Genomic DNA, 21,873 nt, shown 5'->3' with positions numbered 1-21,873 from the left:
TCAAAATAATTATCTCGCAAACCCCACGCCGATCAGCTGATAGCCCTCATCCGTTCTGATAAAATCCAGTTGTCCTTTTTCATTACTGCCTTCAAAGAAAATACTGATAAGCAAGGTTTTTCTCATGAGTATATGTTTAAGTAATAAGACGTAGAATTGTTGAAATTCCATATCTTATAGTACAAATCCTATATTTTATGATGAATTCCCTCAAAATCCCGTTATTGATTTTTTTTCTGTGCTGTTCCCTTCAAACATTTTGCCAGATTACTAATCCACGCACCCTTTCTGACGAATGGGGAGAATATGGTATCGGAGATCCTTACATTTTTAAATTCAGAGGTAAGTTTTACCTGTACTGTAGTACCCGCGATGATCAGAATGGTGTAAAGTGCTGGAGCAGCTGGGACCTGGTGACCTGGACCTACGAAGGTCTGGCTGTGCCTGCATCCGTAACGACTTCCAAAGGCGCTTATGCCCCCGAAGTCATTTACTGGAACGGCACTTTTTACATGTACACCTCACCGGCAGGTAACGGACATTATGTATTGTCCGCCGATAGTCCAACAGGGCCTTTCTCTTTGCAGACGGGCAACCTGGGGCATTCTATCGATGGCTCCGTTTTCATCGATGACAATGCGTCTATGTACTTCACGAATGCCAGTGGCAGTGGTATACAGGGATCAGCAATGAGTAGTCCCTTAGTGATCGGATCTGCCACTACTTTGAGTGGTGCTAACCTCAATGGCTGGACAGAAGGCTCCACGCTCTTTAAACGTAATGGGGTATATTACCTGACCTATACAGGTAATCACGTATTCAGTAAAGGTTACCGGGTGAACTATGCTACCTCCACGGCGCCATTGGGTAGTTACACCGCTGGTGCCAACAATCCTATTCTGCTCAATACGGAAGGGACTTTCTTTGGCCTGGGGCATAGTAGTTCTTTTATTGGTCCTGACCTCGATACCTGGTTCATCACTTATCATAACCTGCTTGGTCAAAGTAGTATCGTAGGGCCTAACCGAAAACTGAACATTGACCCGATGGGTTTTAATGGTGACCGGATACAGGTATATGGTCCGACTAACTGGACACAACCTTCTCCTGCTTTGCCTGTTTTCTACGATCGTTTTGACCGGACAGCTATTGGTAGTACCTGGACGAATGTGAATGGCGGGACCTGGGGTATTTACAACCAGGAACTGATGTGGCAGGATACAAAAACGACCACTACCTGGTACAAACAAATTACCACAGCTACCAGTGCCGCAAATTACACAGCCGAATTCAATATGAAAGAAATGGAGAGGGGTACGAATGCTGCCCGCTTTGGCGCTGTGTTTTCTTACATTGATGAAAATACGTATGGTACGGCGTTGTTAAGTAGTTATGATAACACATTAGAAACCGATATCAAGGTAAACGGTACTTCAATTGGTGTCAATGCCATTGCCCTGCCTCCCGGTTATGACTACCAGAAATGGCATGTGATCAGGGTAGAAAAAGAGGGGACTACCTTCCGGATATATGTAGATGGCATGCTGAAATCTACCCGTACAGCCAATATCACGGCTGGTGGTAAGATAGGGGTAACGACCTATAGCGATCACGCTGATTTTGGGTACACAGCTTTTAGCAACAAGGTAAATGGCAGTGGCGTATTTAGTTTTTATAAACCTGTACCGGGTACTATTCCTGCCGTGCATTACAATGAGGGTGGGGAAGGAGTTGGTTATCATGATTTGTCTGGTGGTAATACAGGAGGTAAATACCGGACAGACAATGTAGATATTCGTGATAGTGAGGAAGGTGGTGAGAATATTGGCTGGAACCAGACAGGTGAATGGTATCAGTACAATGTGAATGTGCAGGAAACGGGGCCATATCATTTGGGGTTGCGATATGCAACGACTTACACCGCCTGCAAACTACGGGTGTATTGTGATGGTGCGGATGTATCCGGGATCATTGCCATTCCGGCTACGGGTGCCTGGACAACCTGGCGTACGGCTGTGCTCCGGAACCTGAATCTAACTGCCGGTAATCATACGATTCGTTTGGAAACGGTAGAAGGGGAGTTTGATTTTGCGTTTTTAAAATTTGAATCAGGTAGTACCATTACCCCCAGTGGCGCTGACAATTTTGATGCGGGTAGTTTTAATGCATCATGGAACTATGACAATGGTCCATGGGCAGTATCTGCCGGGAAGGCGGGTATTAATGGCTATGGGAAAAGGACGATGGGCAATGTAGGTTGGACGGATTATACGGTGGAGGCGGATGTCACCTGTCCTTCAGGTGGTAATGGTGGTTTGATATTCCGTTCCCGTAATCCGGCGGCAGAGCAGTTTGGGAATTCTACGGATATCAGTTCTGATTACCAGCAGGGGTATTATGCAGGTATAGAGGCCGGGGGGATCGTGTTTGGGAAGGAAAACTATAACTGGACGACGTTGGCTTACAAGAGTCAGGCTTTGACGGCGGGGCAGTCTTATAAGCTGAGGGCAGTGATAAGTGGGGATGTGATAAAGATCTACCTGAATGATATGTTGACGCCGGTGATAGAATATACGGATACGAACCCGTTCATCAGTGGCAAGGCAGGGATGCGGGTACATGCGGCGAATATGACGTTTGATAATTTCCTGATTTCTACTGATACTGGAACGGGGTTGTTGAATTGTAGGATGGAGGAGTAAATGTTATTTGTTAAATTATTATTTTGTTCTGATGGTCTGGGCATGTAGTTTCCCCCTCTTGCCCAGTGCCATTACTACATCATACAATGTCTGACTATACTCCGTCAGGTGATAGGTATAGGAATGCACCAACAGAGATGAGATCAATTTTCATAAAAAAAGCCTCCGGGATTTTATTCCCCCGGAGGCTTTTAATTTTATTTTAAATCGAACCTATTTTAAATCTAATGTATTTAGATCAAACTTATTTGGATCAAACTTATTTGGATCAAACTTATTTACATCAAACTTATTTACATCAAACCTATTTAGATTAAACCTATTTAGATTAAACCTATTTAGATTAAACCTATTTCACATCAAACCTATTTCACATCAAACCTATCGAGGTTCATCACCTTCGTCCACGCTTTCACAAAGTCGTGAATGAATCGTTCCTTTCCATCTGAACTACCATACACTTCCGCAATCGCTCTCAATTCTGCATTAGATCCAAATACCAGGTCCGCACGTGTTGCCGTCCATTTAACATTGCCAGTGGCGCGATCTGTTCCTTCAAACAATTCCTGCTCAGTAGTCACTGCTTTCCAGGCGGTATTCATATCCAGCAAATTCACAAAGAAGTCATTTGTCAGTTTGCCCGGCGTAGTTGTCAACACGCCATCAGCTGATCCGTCGTAGTTTATATTCAATACACGCAGACCACCGATCAATGCTGTCAGTTCAGGCGCTGTGAGTGTAAGCAGGTGAGCTTTATCAATCAACAATGACTCAGTAGATACAGATGATTTGAATTTACGATAGTTACGGAAACCATCAGCCTGTGGTTCCAGGAAACCTACAGATTCCACATCCGTTTGTTCCTGTGTAGCATCCATACGGCCGGGTGTAAATGGAACAGTAATATCCTGTCCTGCATCTTTCGCGGCTTTTTCAATTGCTACACCACCTGCCAGTACAATCAGGTCAGCGATGGATACTTTTTTAGCAAACTCGTTCTGTATTGCTGTTAGTTTATCCAACACCTTTTGTAACTGTGCGGGGTTATTCACTTTCCAGTATTTCTGTGGCGCCAGGCGGATACGTGCACCATTTGCACCACCGCGTTTATCAGAGCCACGGAAGGTAGAAGCAGAAGCCCATGCGGTAGACGCCAGTTCAGAGATGCTCAGGCCGGAAGCCAGTATTTTCTCTTTCAGTGCAGCTATATCGCCATCATTCACCAGTTCATGATCAATAGCTGGAATCGGATCCTGCCAGAGCAGTTCTTCCTGTGGAGCGTCGGCGCCAAGGTATAATACCTTTGGCCCCATATCACGGTGTGTGAGTTTGAACCATGCTCTTGCAAACGCGTCTGCAAATGCATCCGGGTTTTCAAAGAAGTTCCTTGATATCTTTTCATATGCCGGATCGAACCGTAAAGCGAGGTCCGTAGTCAGCATAGTAGGACGGTGTTTTTTGCCACTGTCATATGCATCCGGTATAATATTATCAGCATCTTTTGCTACCCATTGGTGAGCGCCGGCAGGGCTCTTGGTGAGTTCCCATTCAAAACCGAAGAGGTTCTCAAAGAAGTTGTTGCTCCACTGGGTAGGTGTTTTTGTCCATATTACTTCCAGGCCACTGGTAATAGTATCGGCGCCTTTGCCGGAGCCATAGCTATTACTCCATCCCAGACCCTGTGCTTCTATGCCTGCGGCTTCCGGTTCTTTGCCTACATGATCAGCAGTAGCTGCGCCGTGGGTTTTACCGAAGCTGTGACCGCCTGCGATGAGGGCAACAGTTTCTTCATCATTCATAGCCATACGACCAAAGGTATCACGGATATCTTTGGCAGCTGCAATGGGGTCAGGATTACCATCAGGACCTTCAGGGTTTACATAGATCAAACCCATCTGTACAGCAGCGAGTGGTTTGTCGAGGTAACGGGAGTGAATATCGCCATCTGCATTATCATCTGATACCAGTACGCCGCGGTTTTCAACTACACCTTCAGAGCCGTGTGCGTAACGCACATCGCCACCCAGCCAGGTGGTTTCAGAACCCCAATATACATCTTCGTCCGGTTCCCATTTATCGACACGTCCACCTGCGAAGCCAAAGGTTTTGAAGCCCATAGATTCGAGGGCAATATTGCCGGTTAAGATCATGAGATCAGCCCAGGAGATCTTGTTGCCATATTTTTGTTTGATAGGCCAGAGTAGTCTGCGGGCTTTGTCCAGGCTAACGTTGTCAGGCCAGCTGTTGAGTGGCGCGAAACGTTGTTGGCCGGAACCGGCGCCGCCACGACCATCGGTAACGCGGTAGGTACCTGCGCTGTGCCATGCCATGCGGATAAAGAGGGGACCGTAATGGCCGAAGTCAGCAGGCCACCAGTCCTGAGAGTCGGTCATGAGTGCATGGAGGTCTTGCTTAACGGCTTCGAGATCCAGGCTTTTGAAGGCTTCGGCATAGTTGAATTCGTCGCCGAGAGGGTTGGATAAAGGTGATTGTTGACGAAGGATGTTGAGTTTAAGTTGGTCAGGCCACCAGTCACGATTCCTGGTGCCACCACCAGCGACTGGGTTTTTCATACTGCCATTGTGGAATGGGCATTTACTGATGTCGTTTGATTCTTTTCCCATTGTTTTTATTTTATGGTATTAAATGAAAGCTTACGGTGTTGTTTTTACAAGCAGGATGGTAAAAGTAGGACTTTAAGGATATAAACAAGATTAATATATTCTATATTTTAATAGTTTAAATCTATATAATGCCATTTATAAATAACTAATGAGGGGAGGGGTTTGTTCGGATTTAATATAAAATTCATATAAAGAGCTTATCAAAAAAATAGCCCCGAAGTATAAACTTCAGGGCGCTTCAAAACCTAAAATTAAAATATAAATCTTACTAATATTGATAGTGTGTCAGTTGCAGTTTTCTTTAAAAAAATCACCCGAATCTCCCGTGCAGTTGCCTGCTGCCGGCTTGACTAAATTCAAAATGATACACTACTCTAATACTTTGCATCCTTCTTCAGATATATTTTCTTCTTCTCCGTCTGTTGCTGTATACTCTTATATATCTTATTCGTAAATGAACTATCTACATCTTCCGCCTTCCTGCTCTTCAGGTCCTTTTCTATATACGCCTGCCGCATCTTCACATACTTATCTAACTCCTTGTTCAAACTATCCCTTACCGCCACTTTTTTCTTTAAATATTCCTCCCGCTGCACTACTGTCATCTTCTTCATTTCCTCCGGTAATTCTTCCGTTTTTATAGATTCAACACTCACGGATTTATCTTTATAGTTCTCCAGCAATTCCTTCTTTCCATAATACCCACTCTTCCCCGCTTTTGTAGCATTATACTCCGCCCGCTGCGCTTTCACATTTGCCGCCACATTCGTACTGATATATTTGCTCTTTGATACTTTTGCAGAATAGGCCACTTTCTCATCTTCACTACCATAATACAGCCTGCTATCATCCAACTGATCTGATAACCGTGCAATCTGATTATCATAAGGGGTATTCACCTGTATATCATTCGCATCCATATTTACCTGCGTAAAGCTTCCCTGATTACACTGTGCTATATCTTTCCACACCTGCATCGCTTTATAATTATCCCCCATCAGGATCGTGTTTAATACAATATCTTTCTGCGTAGCCAGCTTACAACTTACCGGGTACTTCACATCATCCCTGTAATCCATATGCGGGGGGCAATCTCCCACCAAAAACACCGTCTTGTAGGTGCTTTGCGCCGTATCCCATTTAAACTTCGTTACCGCCTCATTCAAGGCCTGGTTCACACTCTCCGGACTATCTCCTCCACCATCTGCACTCATCTGCATCAACTGCTCATACACATCATCCATATCACCCGACAAAGCCACTCTTCTCGTAATAAACTGGTCTCCCCTGTCCCTGTAAAATATTAAACCTATCTCAATGACAGGCGCAGGCTCCGCCTGTGCGAGACTTCCCGCAATAGACCATATTTTTTCTTTGGCAGCGCCGATCAAACCGGTCATACTACCTGTTGCATCCAATGCAAATACTACCTGAATTTTAGATTGAGCGTGGGGAGAATCAATTATAACGGGGGAAGGAGAGGATTCCATAACAGGGTGCTTACGCACAGCGCCCATCAGGAATAACGCACAGAAAAAGGTGCCAATGGGGATAATGTACTTTGGACTCATGGAAAATGGATTTTCTTTCATGATTCCCGGAAAATCCATTTTCCATAAATATAAATGTTAAGAAAAACCTAAAGGTTGGGGAGTATTCACTTTATAAGCCGGTGTTTTCAGCGCCGCAGCTTCCCGCAGGGTGATCATCCGCTTCAGTTCCGGATCCCATACTTTGAGCTTTAAACATGCAATCACCTCCCTGATCCGCAGACTGGTGGTCTTTGCCTGTTGCAACTCCGGAATCTCCGCCATGGCCTGTGGCAAACGGTAAAATGGAATACGTGCATTCAGATGGTGAATATGATGGTACCCGATATTCGCAGTTACCCAGTTCATAAACGGTGACATCACCATAAAGCTGGAAGATAATAACGCGGCCTCATGATAACACCAGTCCTCACTATCATTGAATGTAACACCCGGAAAATTATGCTGGGCATAAAACAGGTATGCTCCCATACAGCAGGCGATGGAAAAAGGTATCAGGATGAACAGCGCCCATGCCTCCCAACCCAGGAAATAGATCACCGCCGCGCTACCGCAGAAATGCAATACCAGCGCTAACAGACTATCCAGGTGCTTTTTGGGACTACTTGCAAATGACTGCAGGCACATACCAATCATGAACATAAAGATGTAGCCACACAGGATCGTGAGCGGATGCCTGGTGAAGAGGTATCCCCTTCTTTCTCCACGACTCATTTGCTCAAACTTTTGTCTGGTAGCAATGGGATAAGAGCCAATGCTGGCACTGAACAGTTTTGAATTATGTTTATGATGATAATCGTGAGATCTTTTCCAGATGCTGGTAGGTGCCAGTACATAGATCCCGAAAAGAACCATGATGGCTTCTGCCGGTTTTGAATTATGTAATATTGTATGGTGCTGATGATCGTGGTAAATGACGAATGTCCGCACAATCAGTAAACCCGCAAAAATGCTGGCCGCCAGCCTTAAAATAAAATATGGCAATACCAGCGTGCCCGTCAATGCCAGTATCAGCAACCCCAAAGTTGTAGTGAGGTGGAACCAGCTCCTGGACCTGATTTCATTGGCATATGGTTTTGTTGCCAGGATAAGGTCTTTCCCTTCGCGCATAGAATGAATAATTTTAACGTTGTGGTATAATTAGAAATTATATGGTCGGTACCGCTATAGGTTGTGGTTGGCGTTTGTGTTTCCATCTTCTGTGAGACCAGAGCCAGGTGGCTGGCTGGGCAATGATATCCTGTTCCAGTTTATGGGTATGGATCTCTGTGATAGCGCCTTCTGGCTCGTTCGTTGGTGCTTCTACCAGCATGGAAGCTTCTACGGAGTAGTAGCCCCTTTTCACTTTGTTCACTGTTACATACACTACCGGGTAGTTCATTTTCTGCGCGATCTTTTCTGTTCCCTTAAATACGGGGGTATCCTGGTTTAAGAAGGCCATCCAGTGAGCCGTAGCGGGTTGTGGTGACTGATCGGCGATGAATGCGGTGGCGTTTATTTCCTTCCTGTTCTTTACCATTTCGCGGAATGTATCCTGCATGGCGATCAGCTTTGTGCCAAAACGGGTACGCATTTTATACATCAGGGCATCCAGATTTTTGTTGGACAGCGGATGATAAATCACATACAATTGCTGTTTGAGCAGAATGCTGAATGAATTGCCTGCCCATTCCCAGTTACCTTTGTGCCCCATTACCAGTATTACACTTTTCTCCTCTTCGGCCAGCTTGTTAAAGAGGGCGATGGTGTCCGGTGTAAAAACACAGCGTTTTAACATGGTCTCTTTGCTGATGACAAGCGTCTTGAACGTTTCGAGGAACATGTCGCAGAGATAATGATAAAATTCCTTGCAGATTGCTGTCAGCTCTTTTTCCGACTTATCAGGGAACGACGCACGAAGATTATTCATGACAACTTTTTTCCTGTAAGAAAGAACATGATATAACAGAACGTACACGACGTCTGAAAGCAGGTACAATACTCTAAACGGTAATAGCGCCAGACCGTAAGTAGCAAATTGTAAAAGGTAATAGGTAAAGGACAATTTCTTCTAAAGTTTATGGAGTAAATGTATGGCAATTTAATAGTATTTAATAATTTCTGAGAATAAATATAAAAAGGTGAGCGAACGATTTTGTTCACCCACCTAAGTTGACTATTTCCTGAATCCTTTTTAACCGGGTTTCCGGTCGTTTTGCCAGTACCAGTTTTTGCAGATAATTTTTTTGCACTGACCTGCTTAAACCCGTGAAATGAGCCTTTGAACCCCTTCTGGATTTAAAAGCTTTCTCCAGGTCTTTGGGTATCTTTAGCTCTTCTACTTCGTCGAGTATAGACCATGACCCATTTTGCCTGGCCAGGTGGATACATTGATGGCCGGCAGGCATCATGAGTCCGGTGGCTATGAGTCGTTTTACTTTTTCTTTGTTGATTTTGGACCAGACACTGGTGGGCTTTCTTTTTGTGAAGAACTGCATGAATTTTTCTTCATCGATAGTTCTTGCCGTACTGTCGATCCATCCAAAACAGAGGGCTTCGTCTACGGCTTCGCTCCAGGTGAGGGTAGACCGGTTTGCCTGCTTTTTGTAATATACGAGCCAGATGAATGGCGCACTACTATGGTTCTCCTGTAGCCATTGGCGCCATTCCTGCCTGTTGGCCGGGCAAAATGTTTCCATTATTTCATCGCAATTAAGATCGCATTTACAATCAAAATACCCACTAAATGATAGCTGCCGCTAATGATGCCGTACAGAATGGGTCTGGGAATATTGGGATTGATGGCGATGTTCACGGTATTCGCTACCAGAAAACCTATGCCGATCAGCAAGCCAAATTCGATGCCTGCTTTTATGGAGGAAATCTGTAGCGCGTACAGCAACAAGGCAGTGGTAATGGTAATGACCAGTGAGCAAATGGCGGGTCCGACGATGAAGATAGGCTTGTTGGGCAGGGTTTCATTTTCCTTGCCCAGTGAGCGCCGGTAAGGCTTTGGGAACCATACGGTGAACCATAGAGCGCCATGGATTGAGTAGGCTACAAAAGCGATGGCAACGCTTATCCAGTTTAATTGTGCGAATTGACTGATCATTGATTTTAACATTTATACAACAAAGCTATAAACCGGGTATGACAGCCCTATGTCAGGAGGGGGTAAAATTATTTTTAGAAAGTTTCTAAGAGGTTGTCCCTTTATTATGTGCGGGTATTACCACTTATTCTCCGCTGCGCAACTGGCAGGTAGGTAAGGGGCATAAGGTAGCTATAGTTGGCTTAGGTGGCCTGGGACATATGGCAGTGAAATTTGCCGTAGCTTTTGGTGCAGAAGTAACTGTACTTAGTTCTTCTGTCCGTAAAAAAGAAGCCGCTTTAAAACTAGGTGCACATCATTTTGTAGTCACTACCGATGAAGAACAATTCAAATCAGTACAGCGCTCATTTCATTTTATCATCGACACGGTCGCTGCTGATCATGATATCAATCCTTACATCGCTGCATTAAAAACAAATGGGGTTTATATCAATGTGGGGATGCCTGCAAAACCCTGGTCTATTCCTTCCTTCAGTCTGGCTGCCGGCAATAAAGTTGTAGCTGGATCAGGTGCTGGCGGACTGGCACAAACGCAGGAGATGCTGAACTTCTGTGCGGAGCATAAAATTGTCTCTGATGTAGAGGTGATTAAGATACAGGATATACAGACCGCTTTTGAACGGTTGGAGAAAGGGGATGTGTTGTACAGGTTTGTGATTGATATGAGTAGTTTGTAAAAAAGAGGAGGCTACCTTTTAAAAGTTTTAAAAAGTAGCTTCTTTTCTTCGAATTATTTCTTCTTCAACCCCGGGTTATTTCTTTTTCAACTTTGTATTATTTCTTCTTCAACCATTCCTGGTATTTCCCCTCAAAAAATAAATTCCCCTCCTTGACCCATTGTGGCGTCTGCACGGTGAAATGATCTCCCGGATAATATACAAAATCAATACCCGCCTTCAGTTCCTTCATTTTCTTTTCCATCATTCTAATCGGGTAGTTCAGTAGAAAATTATCCTGGTTCCCTACCGTAATTCTTATCTTACCATCCAATTTATTTTTTACCTGCTCCCAGTTTTTCACCAGATAAGCAGATATATCATATTTCTTCCAATGATTGAACACGGCTGAATCTATCTCCCCTTTATATGGCTCTACCAATCGCAGCGGACTTCCATCCGGTCCTTTGGGCCCAAATACCGCATCAAATGAATGCATCTGTTCTCCTCTATAGATCACCGTTTCCATCTGGTATGCATTCCGCATATAGATCCATGGTACCTGTCCTGCAATAGTACCTAAAGGACGTAACGTACTATCCTTGTCATAATACATGTTCTCATGCGCATATAAATCTATCTTCTGAAAACTATGAAAATCTACCGGATCAGGAGAGCTGGACCAGCAGGCTGTAAACTGATCGGGATACTGTGTCTGTAACCATAATACACTCCAACCACCGCTACTATGGCCATGCAGGAAGCGCGCTCCATTACAACGATACGTTTTTTCCAGCTGAGGAATGAATTCTTTAATCAATGCATCCGCCCATGGTCCATTGTTATCACTGTTCGCATATACACTATGCCCTAATGGACAATTTCCATCCAGGTATACGCCTATACACGGTATGGTATCTATGGGTTCCATCGGATTCGGATACCCGGAGAAATAATGATAGTTACCAGTAAATCCAAATATCACAAACTTGACGGGAAACTTTCGCTTAGGCGAAGTATAATATTCCTTTGGTAACCGGATCGCTGCATTCAAAGAATAAGGTGTTTGATGGAAATCACTCAGCAATTTAGAAGGTACCTTTAGTTCTTTGATGTAATCAGTCTCCGTAAAGGTATATGCAGGGATGATGTGATCCGCCTGGATGCTGAAGGTCTCCTGACTTTGATAGCGCAACCGTATTTTTCGCGAAGTGCTATATAAATTACCGGGGGACTGCCCAATGAATTGTCCGCCCAGGTTGCGATCCCATACTACCTGCACATAGTATTCTCCCCGTTCGAGGTCAGGCAATGGAACAGGAAAGGTGAGTGCACTTGCCTGGATCAGGACCGATTCTCCGGGATTGATATTTTCTACATTTATCCTTACACAGGGGGCGTTATCCAGAAGTGAGGAGGCCTGGCGGGGTTCCTTCGAAGTTTTGGAAAGATAAACGAGAATGCTGCCGGTGAATGGTGTGGAAAGCAGGCTGTCGGGAAAACTGACGCTGAACTGCTGGGCGAAAGAATGAATACAAAAGAGCAGTGAGCAAACAAAAACGGAAGTTGATTTCATATAGAATATGTGTCTACAACCTAAATTAAAGAGAATTTTTATATCTTTTGCAATATTTAAAGGGTAGGATATGAGATATGCAGTAATAGACCTGGGTACAAATACATTTCATTTGCTGATAGCAGAAGGTGTAGATCAGATTTTATATAAAACGACTGCACCGGTATTGTTAGGGGAGGGAAGGATCAATCAAAATATGATCATACCGGAGGCAATGGAAAGGGGCATTCGTACGCTCAGGCAATTCAAAGCTACCATTGACAATTATAAAGTAGATACGATCAAAGCAGTGGCTACATCTGCCGTACGTAGTGCAGAAAACGGGCAGGAATTTGTAGCTAAAGCAGCAGAGATTGGGATTCATATAGAAGTGATTACCGGCGAAGCAGAAGCAGGATATATATTCAGCGGGGTGATGGCAACTGGCCTGATAAAACAAACGACCCTTGTGATGGATATTGGTGGGGGAAGTACGGAGTTTATTATCTGTAATCCGGAAAAGGCGCTCTGGAAGAAAAGCTATAACATAGGCGCAGCCAGGTTGATGCAGGCTTATTTTCATTCAGATCCGTTGAGTGATACGGAGCATCAGTCTATTATAGATCATTTACACAATACATTACCTGATTTAAAAGAGGCGTGTGCACAATACAAGCCTTCTTTGCTAGTAGGTTCTGCGGGTGCTTTTGAATCATTTGCTGCGTTATTGAATGATGGAAATGAAATAGGGGAGGTGGCTTCAGCGGGTTTGGATATAGATAGATACAAAGCAATTTCTAAAAGGTTAATTCATGCTACACACAGTGAACGTGCAAATATGAAAGGCTTAATTTCCCTGCGTGTAGATATGATCGTCATTGCTGCTATCATTACGGATTATGTATTGGAGCAGTTGAACTTACAGCAATTAAGCCTTTCTACTTATGACCTTAAGATGGGCGTTTTAGCCGGTCTCCTGGATGATTACATCAGGGAACCAAAAGAAGGGAGTATCATACTTTGATACCCCCTAAAAAAACTATTCACCATATTTTAAAAGGAATTCAGGATTGATAGCTTTGAAGGTCACCCTGCTATGTACAAAATGATTGTTGTACAACTCTATCCGTTCTTTTACAGGACGGATAACGATGCCCTCCGCCCATGCCTCTGTACAGATGCTACTCCTGATAGTGGCTTTCTTTACCAGCTCCTCAATGTCATTTTCTAATACGTAATCCGTACTCAATACTGGTACAGTGCTCAGTTCCAGTGAAGACATCAGCGAAGTGAATCTATCAAAATCCAGGTATGCAGCATTGTCTATGTCAAATACATTGAAGAACCGGATGTGCTGCCCGCGTAACTTCAGTTTATTACCCTGTATACCTTCGCCAATCATTTCTCCCTGGAAGGCATAGTTGCCATTCAGTGATCGAAGTTTGTTTTCAATATCCTGCTCTCTGGCTACTTTCCATAGACTGTTCTCACTATCTTCCAGTAATTCCAGGTTACGGCTACATACGCCGAATTCACCATTGTTGATGAAGTAAGTGGTAGAGCTACCATCCAGCTTTTCAGTGATGTAGCAGGTCTCGCCAACGTATTTGTCGAGTATATCCTGCAATACCTGTACCCGGGTCTCATCCGTTTTGGGTATAAAACCGGGGAAGGGGCCTTTCGCCACGCCATTCAGACACGCAGGCATAGGAGGGTCGTATTTGGTAATGCCCAGTGCATCGGTGCAATCAGCGCCTTCCTCCACTTCAAAACCTGCAGGCAGGTAGGAGAGAGGGAAAGCAATGCCCTGGGAGATCTGGCCTCTCAGTCTTGCAGTCTTGATGCGCATGCCTCTGGCTCGTAAGAATTCAAATTCGGGTTTAGGGTGCATCAAACTATCGATCTCGCAATAGATGCAGAGATCACCGGGGTTAAATTCATCTTTCTTTACGACTAACTGCCAGCCAAGCACATAGGCTTTCTCTATGGCATCAGCACCTTCGATAGGTTCCAGTTTTTTGATCCTTTGGATACTTGCTAGTTTTCTCATGTTAAATGTAGGTTGGGATTAAAAAGAAAAAGCCCCGCAATTGCTTGCGGGGCTTGTATTATACGGAATAAGGTAATCCTTTATTTATCAGTACAATAAGCCCCACACAGCGGATAACGGAGATATTCGTCTCCGCTGATCATTGGTGCTATTTGTTGTACTTGTTTCATTTTAAAGTTTTGCGGGAGCAAAGGTATAGGAATTTTTTAATTTCATTTCACTATTCCAGATAAATTTTTCATTGTGGCAAATTCTGGTTGTTGTTCAAACCGTCCTTTATCTTTAAAACCATTCTTCACTGCATTTTTCAATGCTGTCGCTGCATGATCCGCATCTCCTGCACGAGCATACAATATCGCAGAGAAATAATACGCTTCGCTGTTGGTAGGATCCGCCAGTTCATAAAGGTCTACAAAATGTCTCGCCACCCCATCGGTATGACTCGCCATATAATGGTTGCTTACAGAATAGAACATCAGAGACAGATAAGCCAATAGCCGTTGGTTCATCGCGCCTTCAAAAGAGGGGAGTTGTGCCCCCGCATTCAGGCTGCTAATGGTTTTGGGCCAGTAAGCGGTATCCTGGGTACCGAGGTTCGCATTATAAGACTCCTTGGTATTTTGCTCTTTTATCAATACCGCCATCTGCTCTTGCGACTGTGTTTTATATGCAGGATTACTCAGGATGATATCTAATTGATTTTTAAAGAAATTATCATTTGGCATATAACTGAGCAATAACCTGCACTCTGTTTCCGCTTTCAGGAACTGATTCGACTGTACAGCCATTTCCATCCTTGTGCGGGTCTTCGCCATAAAATCTGGTGGCGCAGCGCCTTCATCCGCTTTGATACCTGCAAATGCTACATCCATGGACGTAGCCGGTGCCCATTCATGTTTGCCATTGTAAGTGATCAGGTGATGCTTCGTGTTGGTTTTGTTCAAAGCCATATGATACCCCAGCAGGTCTGTCAGGTTCAGGTCTCCTTCGCCCGCTACTGTGGTATAGGTAAAAGGAAAATCTCCTGGCGGCGTACCATCCGGTAATCCTGCACCATTGACAATCACCGATTTAATACCCGGATGATTCAATGCTACATATCCCGCAACTTTTGCTCCACCTGAAAATCCAAGGGTGTATACATGGTTGGTATCAATCTCTAACCGTGCTCTTGTATCCTTTTCCAGTGCCTGCCAGATGTTTTCCGTCGTGCTCCAGTCGTTCCCGTTTTTAGAATTATTACTCCCCACCAGGATATACCCATACTTGTCTGCCAGTGCTTTATAATTATTCAAAGGCAATACTCCCGCACCATGGGCATCAAAGCAATACATAACAGCTCCTTTGTGATCCGGCGGGATATACAGGGCATAGGTCTGCGATGGATTGGCCTTAGAGACCACGGTATCAATGACTTTCCCGGTAGGGAAGCTTTCTGTATGACTACAGGCTGTAGCCTGTAATATAAAAAGGAGCAAAAAACATCTCATGGCATAAATGTAAATCATTTATTAAAGTCATTATCTTCACAGTCTATAAAAACCATTATTTTGAGCTTCAAAACCTTGCCACTAAGAGCAGCCCTGGAAAACGATTTGTTAGACTCCCTTACGACTGACTATGATCTGTTCGAAGAAAACCCGGATACCCTACAAATCAGGATATACGAAGGGGATACTGTACTAAACGAATTTTTAGACCTATATGACCTGTATTATGAACAGAATGTTGCTGGCATTATTGTAAACGGGAACCTCACCGTCAATGCCCCTATTATGGATTTTGAACTGGATACCTACAGTTGCTTTCTGTTGGTAAACGGTTCCCTGACCTGTACCCGCCTCGTAGCAGGCTGTGTAGAAATCATTGTGAATGGAGATGTAACGGTCGCCGATGTCATGGTCGCCTATTACAACCATGGCAATGTGGAAATATCCGGCGACCTGAATGGAGAGTTATTGATCATTGATGATCATAGTGGGAAGATAAAAGGTACCATCCATGCGGCCACTTATTGTCGTGGATGGCAGATTCCGGCTGCAGATTATACCGACTGGAAAAAGATCCTCTTACCGGAAATCGCTGCTCAATTGCTGGATGATGACAATTATCTTTTTGCAGGTGATGCAGGTTTCCTTCAATTATTAAAGGAAGGTGTGCCTGTGTTCAAATCTTCATTGAAGCATATTTCTGCCGATAATAATCCCGTTCCACAAATTGTAGGCTTTGATGTTATTAAACCATTGGTACAGCATTTACCGGCTAAGTACGAAGGCTATCCATTGGCGATGGTGGAAAAAATGCCGGAACGCAATGAGCTGAAATTTTTGCTCTACAATGGAACCACGGTACTGGAATCACTGGATCTCGATGTACCGGATTATTTTGGCATTATTGTTATCGGTGATCTGATTGTGAATGGCAATATCTTGAACGAAGAAACTGATGGTGCCTGCTCACTGATAGTATTAGGAAATCTAAAAGCAAAGAACGTCATCGTTGGAGGTCAGCTTATTTACGTAACCGGATATGTAGCGGTAAAAGAATTGCTGATGGGGATTTATAACCATGGGGAATTTAATAGTCAATCATATGTATGGGCACCGATAGTGGTTGCAGATGATTACCGTTTCCATTTCTCAGATTTCGCCCGTGTGAAAGTATTGGATTTTAATGATGACGATGATAAGGATATTATTAAAGAGAAGTTGATTGATGAATTGTTTGACCAGGAAGACTGGTTCTTATATTATACCACGGTGAAGGAGGGTATTCCTTTGTTAAAACCTTTGATCCAGCGCAATGTTATTTCAAAGGGAGATTTTCTCAACCTGCTGAATGTCCCTTTGTTTGGGCCGGATCATACGCGGGTAGCGATTAATGAAGATGGCTGGCATATTGCATTGAATAAAGGTGGGGAGATAGATGAAGAAGGAGACACTGTACCCAGTTCAATTACAGCTATTCATACGGATGATGAGAAGAATTTTTTCTGGTACATTACAGATGAGGATACCATTGGTACATTAATAGAGAATGAAGATGAAAGATGGGTATCGGCGCCGGTAGAAATGCAGGCAGAAGTGCTGAAGATATTCAACATTGCCGAAACGTATGTGAACCGAAAGGTCAATTGGAATAATAAGCTGATCAAAAACGTCGATAAAGAGCAGCTTTGGAAACTGATCTGGATGTTTAGAAATACACCTGATGAAACGATCTTTCAGGGATTGGCGGGGTCTGTATTCAACAGGGTATTGTATGCGGCGCAGTTTCCTTATGCATATATCTTTACTAAGTATCAGGAGGATAGCCAGCATCGTGGGTTAGCTGACAGTCCTTACTGGCTGGTAGGCGCTGCATTGTTAGATGGATTGATAGCAGCGGGACTGGCAGGTGAAATTACAAGGTCGGTGCCACTGTCTGAGCGGGTAGATGAACTGAATAGTATTTTAGATTATTATTGGGGCGTGAATATTCAGTTGCACGAGCGGTTTGTAAAAGATCCGATAGACAAGAGTTTTATGTGTGGATTGAATGGCATGCTAACTGAGGAGCAAGGTGCCTTGTTAAGACTGGATGTTGGTGTAGGTTCGTTTATTATAGCGGGCATGCATGTGAAAGATCTGGATATACTGAATGAGCTGATGCATCCGTTTGGTGTATTTCCTAAATACTTTACATATGCAGATGAGGAAGAAGAAGCGGCATTGAAAAAGATCGCGGAAGAAATAAAGACGGGTGATGTTGCCCTGTTAAATGAAGCCCGGGTGCACCAGCCTAAGTTATGGGATTATGTATACAATGAGCGGGGCGATGTGAAATACTGGCAGGAGTGGATAGATAATTTGAAATACCAGATAGAATTGAAAGCGGGAACTGCCGTGCTTTTCAGAGGGGAGGAAGATGCGCCGCCAATGGAGCCGGAGTTGGATCATTGGCTTACATGGTGTGAAAAGTATGGAGCGATCAGCGAAGAATGTAATATCATTTTAGAATAATAAAATAGGAGCCAATCTGGCGCCAAAGCGCATGAATCAAAAAACGGAGTGCCCCAAAAATTAGACTTTTGAGGCACTCCAAAAATATGATACATCCTTTTTAAACTTACCTGATCATTGGCAGATACTTCTTCCAATTCTCAAAAATAATCCACAACAATATCGCCCATATCACAGCAACCATCGGCAATCCACCTGGTGCCACCGTAATATGTGTCAACGCAACTCCCACCATTACAGGGAAAATAACCACAGCACCAAACGCCCTTGTTTTAGGAATAATAATTAATATACCTCCGAGTATTTCCGCTACTGCCACAAGCGGCATCAGCCAGGAGATCTCCATGAAGGCAGCATTGTCTGCCATCATGGCCGGCGGCAAATCTTTTTGTTCAGGCATGTAGTGAAAGAATTTGGCAAAACCGCCATTAAGGAGCAATAGCCCGAACAATACAGACAGAATGTTAAAGATTATTTTCTTCATATATTTTGGTGATTTATCATCCAGTTGATTCCGAATTGATCTGTAAAGCTTCCAAAGTATGCACCCCAGAACATATCCTGCAAGGGCATGGTCACATTCCCACCTACAGACAATTCATTGAATAATCTCGTCGCTTCTTCCCTCGTAGCTGGCTCTACATTGATATGCATATTATTGCCGGATGTCACGGTGAATCCCATTTCTTTTGGTGCATCTGTACCCATCAGAATATGTCCGCCTATGAGTGGCAATTCTACATGGATGATCATATTTTTCAGTGCTTCATCCATTTGCTCATGGCCAGGTGCCTCACTAAACCGTTGTATACCATTTACGAATTCAGTCTTAAAAACGGATCTGTAAAAGTTAAATGCTTCTTCAGTATTTCCCGGGAAGTTCACATAATAAGATACCCGGTTCCGATTGTCTGGTTTCTTTTGTTTACGCAGGTAAAACTGTGTGCTGATGTACTGATCCAGGTTTTCCAGTCCCGCTGTAAATCCTTCCTTGAAGCCCATCTTCACCAGTGTTTCCAGATCTTCCAATGCTTTAAACTGAAGCTCACAAGTTACGGTAGTGGAGTCAGCGTCTATCTCAGCGAAATTGTTAGTCCAGTTAGTACTGGGGAAGGAAGTATTTATCACCCCGTTTTCATCACAAAAAGCATCCTTGCCTGCATACATTTTCTCTGGTTGAATGGTCTCATAGTCGAAGATACACCAATGCTTTTCATTTTCAGGACTCACCATGGCATAAAACCATCTGCCGCCTTCCCTGAAATCCATAGACATTGTTTCTACTCTATAAGGCTTTGGGGCCCACCACTGGTCAAGAATGTCAGCCTCTGTCCATGCTGCCCATACGAGGTCCAGGGGCGCATTGAAAGACCGCTCTACCTTAATCTTTTTGTTTGCCTTGTCTACATCAAAGTTAAAGAGGATTGCTTTGTTCATCGCTTATTTTTTTTGAGGGTTGCTAATACGTTATCTAACTGGTCGAAACGCGTCTCCCACAATTGGCGGAATTGTTCGAGCCATTTGTCAATTTCTTTCATACGCTGGATTTCAAGGTGATAAAAAATTTCCCTGCCCTGATACTCCTGTTTCACAACCTCGCATTCCGTCAATACCCGCAGGTGCTTTGACACAGCCTGACGCGTGGTCTGAAAGTGCTCCGCGATGCCGTTCGGTGTCATTGCCTGCATGGCCAATAATCCTATAATAGCTCTTCTGGTCGGGTCCGCAATGGCCTGGAATATGTCTCTTCTCATGGGTGTAGGTTGTTTATGAAACCATATGGTTGCAAATATATATGAAACCATTCGGTTTCGCAAAATATATTTTACAAAAAAAGCCCTCCAGCAATGGAGGGCTTTCTTAAAAAAAGTAAATATTAGTATCCCTGATTCTGTGTAAATGCATCGCTTGCATCCATTGCAGACTGTGGAATAGGATAAATTCTTCTGTAAGTCTCAGACGCTGGTTTTGCAGAACCTGCATCTGCAGCTTCAAACTTACCAAAGCGGATCATTTCTTTTCTTCTCCACTGCTCCCAGTACATTTCATATGCAATCTCGTTGTACAGGATATTTGCATCCAGAGAAGTGATTGCTACACCCGGTGCATTGTTATAATATGCTTCACGAGTTCTGGTGGTACGCAGCTTATTGATATCAGCCATTGCAAGGGCAGTTTGATTGCTACGGAAATAAGCTTCTGCACGCATACAATACATACCACCCAGACGATATAATGGGATATCTACATTGCTTGAGCTGTTATCTTTCTCAGGATCGAACTCAAACTTGAAGATACGTACACCACGGTTGATCTGTGCCTGTGTAAATACAGACTGTGCTGCATTATCGAAATTCAGTGCAGGTGTAAAGTCCATTGCCAGAGCCGTGTTCTTTTCGCAATACAGTTTTTCAACTGCGATTCTGCCGTCGCTGGTCATCTTCAGACTACCGGTGGACAACAGGATCGGACCATATTGCTGACCCTCCAGGAAACCACGGTTAAAGTGGAACCATGGCAGAGAAGCACTGTTTGGCACGAGGCTGGTAGCAGGTACGCTCACATCAGTACCATCGTTCTTAAACCAGGTACCATCAGCATACTGGTACTTGCGGGAGAAACGCGGGTCATCATGATTACCATCCCAGGTAGCATAGAACTGAGGCGTAGTACATACCGCATTGGTACCTCTGTTTGCCGAAGAAGGCTTCTGGTTTCTTTCCATCGGCATATAAGCGAAGTCGTTATCACTGCTGCGCAGGGAATTGATGTCCTGCGAAACCACGAAGATCAGCTCCGGTCTGCCGGCGTTGTCGATATCAAAGTTTCTGAAATAGTTTGTTTCGAGATAGAACTGAGGGTCGTCTATCAACTTCGTCGTATACAGGATCACTTTGTCCATATCTGTACCGTTACCATCTACGGCTGCTTCGGTAAAGTCAAAGCTGGCACCATAGCGGTTTTTGAATACAGCACGGTTCATGTACATATCCGCCAGCAAGCCATAAGCAGCCTGTTTGGTAAAACGACCATTGTGTGTACTTTGTTCTTTCAGGTTAGCGAGGGTAGGAATGATCGCTTCTACTTCCCTGATCAGGCCATCGATCGCAGTATCTGCTCTCCTGATCTCCAATGGTGCATTCGTCACATATGGATTTCTGTAAGGCGCCTGACCATACAGGTCCAGGGTATGGAAGGTGTAGAAAGCGAGTAATCCTCTTGCTTCCGCAAGGAACAATGCCTGATTGGCATTACCGTTTGCCTGATAAGCACTGGTCACAGCAGTCAGTGATTTGGTAATACCACTGTTCAGGTTATTCCAGCCATTTGCTACGAGTGAGTTATCAGCACCCCATGTGAACTCATGGATAGCGCGGTATACACCACCATCACCCCAGTCACTACCACGGGTAGGCAGCATGGCTTCGTCAGTGGAATACTCCTGCAAACCAAATACGTTTGCATGGTCTACAAAGGTAGCGCTACCCAGCTGGCCATAAGCTGCAGCAATGGCATTCTCAGGATTAGAGTTGTTAGACCCCAGCACCTCATCAATCACTTTCTCTTTCAGGTCAGTACAGCTTACCATTGCTACAGTAAGCGCAATACCGATATATGTATATAACGATTTCTTTCTCATGTTT

17 protein-coding genes are annotated in these 21,873 nt (G+C 44.0%); 4 read left to right on the top strand and 13 right to left on the bottom strand.

From position 1 onward, the window contains the following. Positions 1-197: 197 nt before the first annotated feature. Positions 198-2,702: a family 43 glycosylhydrolase gene (locus tag BW716_RS17515; protein WP_083724302.1), complete on the top strand. Its 2,505-nt coding sequence runs from the start codon at positions 198-200 to the stop codon at positions 2,700-2,702. Between the two features lie 365 nt (positions 2,703-3,067). Here the strand turns inward: BW716_RS17515 and katG are convergent, their stop codons facing one another. From katG to BW716_RS17485, 6 genes are all read right to left on the bottom strand, one after another. Further along, positions 3,068-5,326, bottom strand: coding sequence for a catalase/peroxidase HPI (gene katG, locus BW716_RS17510; protein ID WP_083724300.1), 2,259 nt, complete (start codon positions 5,324-5,326; stop codon positions 3,068-3,070). A 374-nt stretch (positions 5,327-5,700) separates the two neighbouring features. After that, positions 5,701-6,897 carry a vWA domain-containing protein gene (locus BW716_RS17505; protein WP_143708891.1) on the bottom strand — a complete coding sequence of 399 codons (1,197 nt, stop codon included), beginning with the start codon at positions 6,895-6,897 and terminating at the stop codon, positions 5,701-5,703. 57 nt (positions 6,898-6,954) lie between these two features. Next, the gene (locus BW716_RS17500) at positions 6,955-7,986 is read right to left on the bottom strand and encodes a fatty acid desaturase (protein WP_083724296.1); all 1,032 of its coding nucleotides are present in this window, start codon (positions 7,984-7,986) and stop codon (positions 6,955-6,957) included. A 37-nt stretch (positions 7,987-8,023) separates the two neighbouring features. After that, positions 8,024-8,920 carry a lysophospholipid acyltransferase family protein gene (locus BW716_RS17495; RefSeq protein ID WP_083724294.1) on the bottom strand — a complete coding sequence of 299 codons (897 nt, stop codon included), beginning with the start codon at positions 8,918-8,920 and terminating at the stop codon, positions 8,024-8,026. Between the two features lie 94 nt (positions 8,921-9,014). Further along, positions 9,015-9,554, bottom strand: a complete 540-nt coding sequence (locus BW716_RS17490) for a YdeI family protein (protein ID WP_083724292.1) — start codon at positions 9,552-9,554, stop codon at positions 9,015-9,017. Then, positions 9,554-9,967, bottom strand: coding sequence for a DUF1761 domain-containing protein (locus tag BW716_RS17485; RefSeq protein WP_083724290.1), 414 nt, complete (start codon positions 9,965-9,967; stop codon positions 9,554-9,556). The genes BW716_RS17490 and BW716_RS17485 overlap by 1 nt, the downstream gene beginning before the upstream one ends. A 116-nt stretch (positions 9,968-10,083) precedes the next feature. On the opposite strand from BW716_RS17485, the gene BW716_RS17480 reads away from it, so the two are divergent. Beyond that, positions 10,084-10,644: a zinc-binding dehydrogenase gene (locus BW716_RS17480; protein WP_083724288.1), complete on the top strand. Its 561-nt coding sequence runs from the start codon at positions 10,084-10,086 to the stop codon at positions 10,642-10,644. Between the two features lie 97 nt (positions 10,645-10,741). On the opposite strand, the gene BW716_RS17475 is transcribed toward BW716_RS17480, so the two are convergent. Beyond that, on the bottom strand, positions 10,742-12,199 hold the full coding sequence (locus BW716_RS17475) for an alpha/beta hydrolase-fold protein (RefSeq protein ID WP_083724286.1): 1,458 nt from the start codon (positions 12,197-12,199) through the stop codon (positions 10,742-10,744). A gap of 70 nt (positions 12,200-12,269) precedes the next feature. On the opposite strand from BW716_RS17475, the gene BW716_RS17470 reads away from it, so the two are divergent. After that, a complete protein-coding gene (locus BW716_RS17470; RefSeq protein ID WP_083724284.1) occupies positions 12,270-13,202 on the top strand; it encodes an exopolyphosphatase in 933 nt (310 codons plus the stop codon). A 15-nt stretch (positions 13,203-13,217) separates the two neighbouring features. Here the strand turns inward: BW716_RS17470 and BW716_RS17465 are convergent, their stop codons facing one another. Beyond that, positions 13,218-14,228, bottom strand: coding sequence for an RNA ligase (ATP) (locus BW716_RS17465; protein WP_083724282.1), 1,011 nt, complete (start codon positions 14,226-14,228; stop codon positions 13,218-13,220). Between the two features lie 212 nt (positions 14,229-14,440). Then, positions 14,441-15,718, bottom strand: a complete 1,278-nt coding sequence (locus tag BW716_RS17460; RefSeq protein ID WP_143708890.1) for a hypothetical protein — start codon at positions 15,716-15,718, stop codon at positions 14,441-14,443. Positions 15,719-15,778: 60 nt separating this feature from the next. Between BW716_RS17460 and BW716_RS17455 the strand changes: the two genes are divergently transcribed. Further along, positions 15,779-18,229 (top strand): hypothetical protein, encoded by a 2,451-nt coding sequence (locus tag BW716_RS17455; RefSeq protein WP_083724278.1) that lies wholly within the window; start codon positions 15,779-15,781, stop codon positions 18,227-18,229. Between the two features lie 106 nt (positions 18,230-18,335). Here the strand turns inward: BW716_RS17455 and BW716_RS17450 are convergent, their stop codons facing one another. From BW716_RS17450 to BW716_RS17435, 4 genes are all read right to left on the bottom strand, one after another. Beyond that, positions 18,336-18,713: a DoxX family protein gene (locus BW716_RS17450; RefSeq protein ID WP_083724276.1), complete on the bottom strand. Its 378-nt coding sequence runs from the start codon at positions 18,711-18,713 to the stop codon at positions 18,336-18,338. Then, positions 18,710-19,666, bottom strand: a complete 957-nt coding sequence (locus BW716_RS17445; RefSeq protein WP_083724274.1) for an SRPBCC domain-containing protein — start codon at positions 19,664-19,666, stop codon at positions 18,710-18,712. The genes BW716_RS17450 and BW716_RS17445 overlap by 4 nt, the downstream gene beginning before the upstream one ends. Next, complete coding sequence (locus BW716_RS17440) at positions 19,663-19,983, bottom strand: helix-turn-helix transcriptional regulator (protein ID WP_083724361.1); 321 nt, start codon at positions 19,981-19,983, stop codon at positions 19,663-19,665. The genes BW716_RS17445 and BW716_RS17440 overlap by 4 nt, the downstream gene beginning before the upstream one ends. Before the next feature lie 122 nt (positions 19,984-20,105). Further along, complete coding sequence (locus BW716_RS17435) at positions 20,106-21,869, bottom strand: RagB/SusD family nutrient uptake outer membrane protein (RefSeq protein WP_083724272.1); 1,764 nt, start codon at positions 21,867-21,869, stop codon at positions 20,106-20,108. Positions 21,870-21,873 lie beyond the last annotated feature (4 nt).

The sequence above is a fragment of the [Flexibacter] sp. ATCC 35208 genome (genome assembly GCF_001975825.1).
In the GTDB taxonomy this organism is placed as follows: Bacteria; Bacteroidota; Bacteroidia; order Chitinophagales; family Chitinophagaceae; genus Chitinophaga.
Note: the sequence above shows the minus strand (reverse complement) of the source record. Positions and strands in the feature narration are given on the sequence as shown.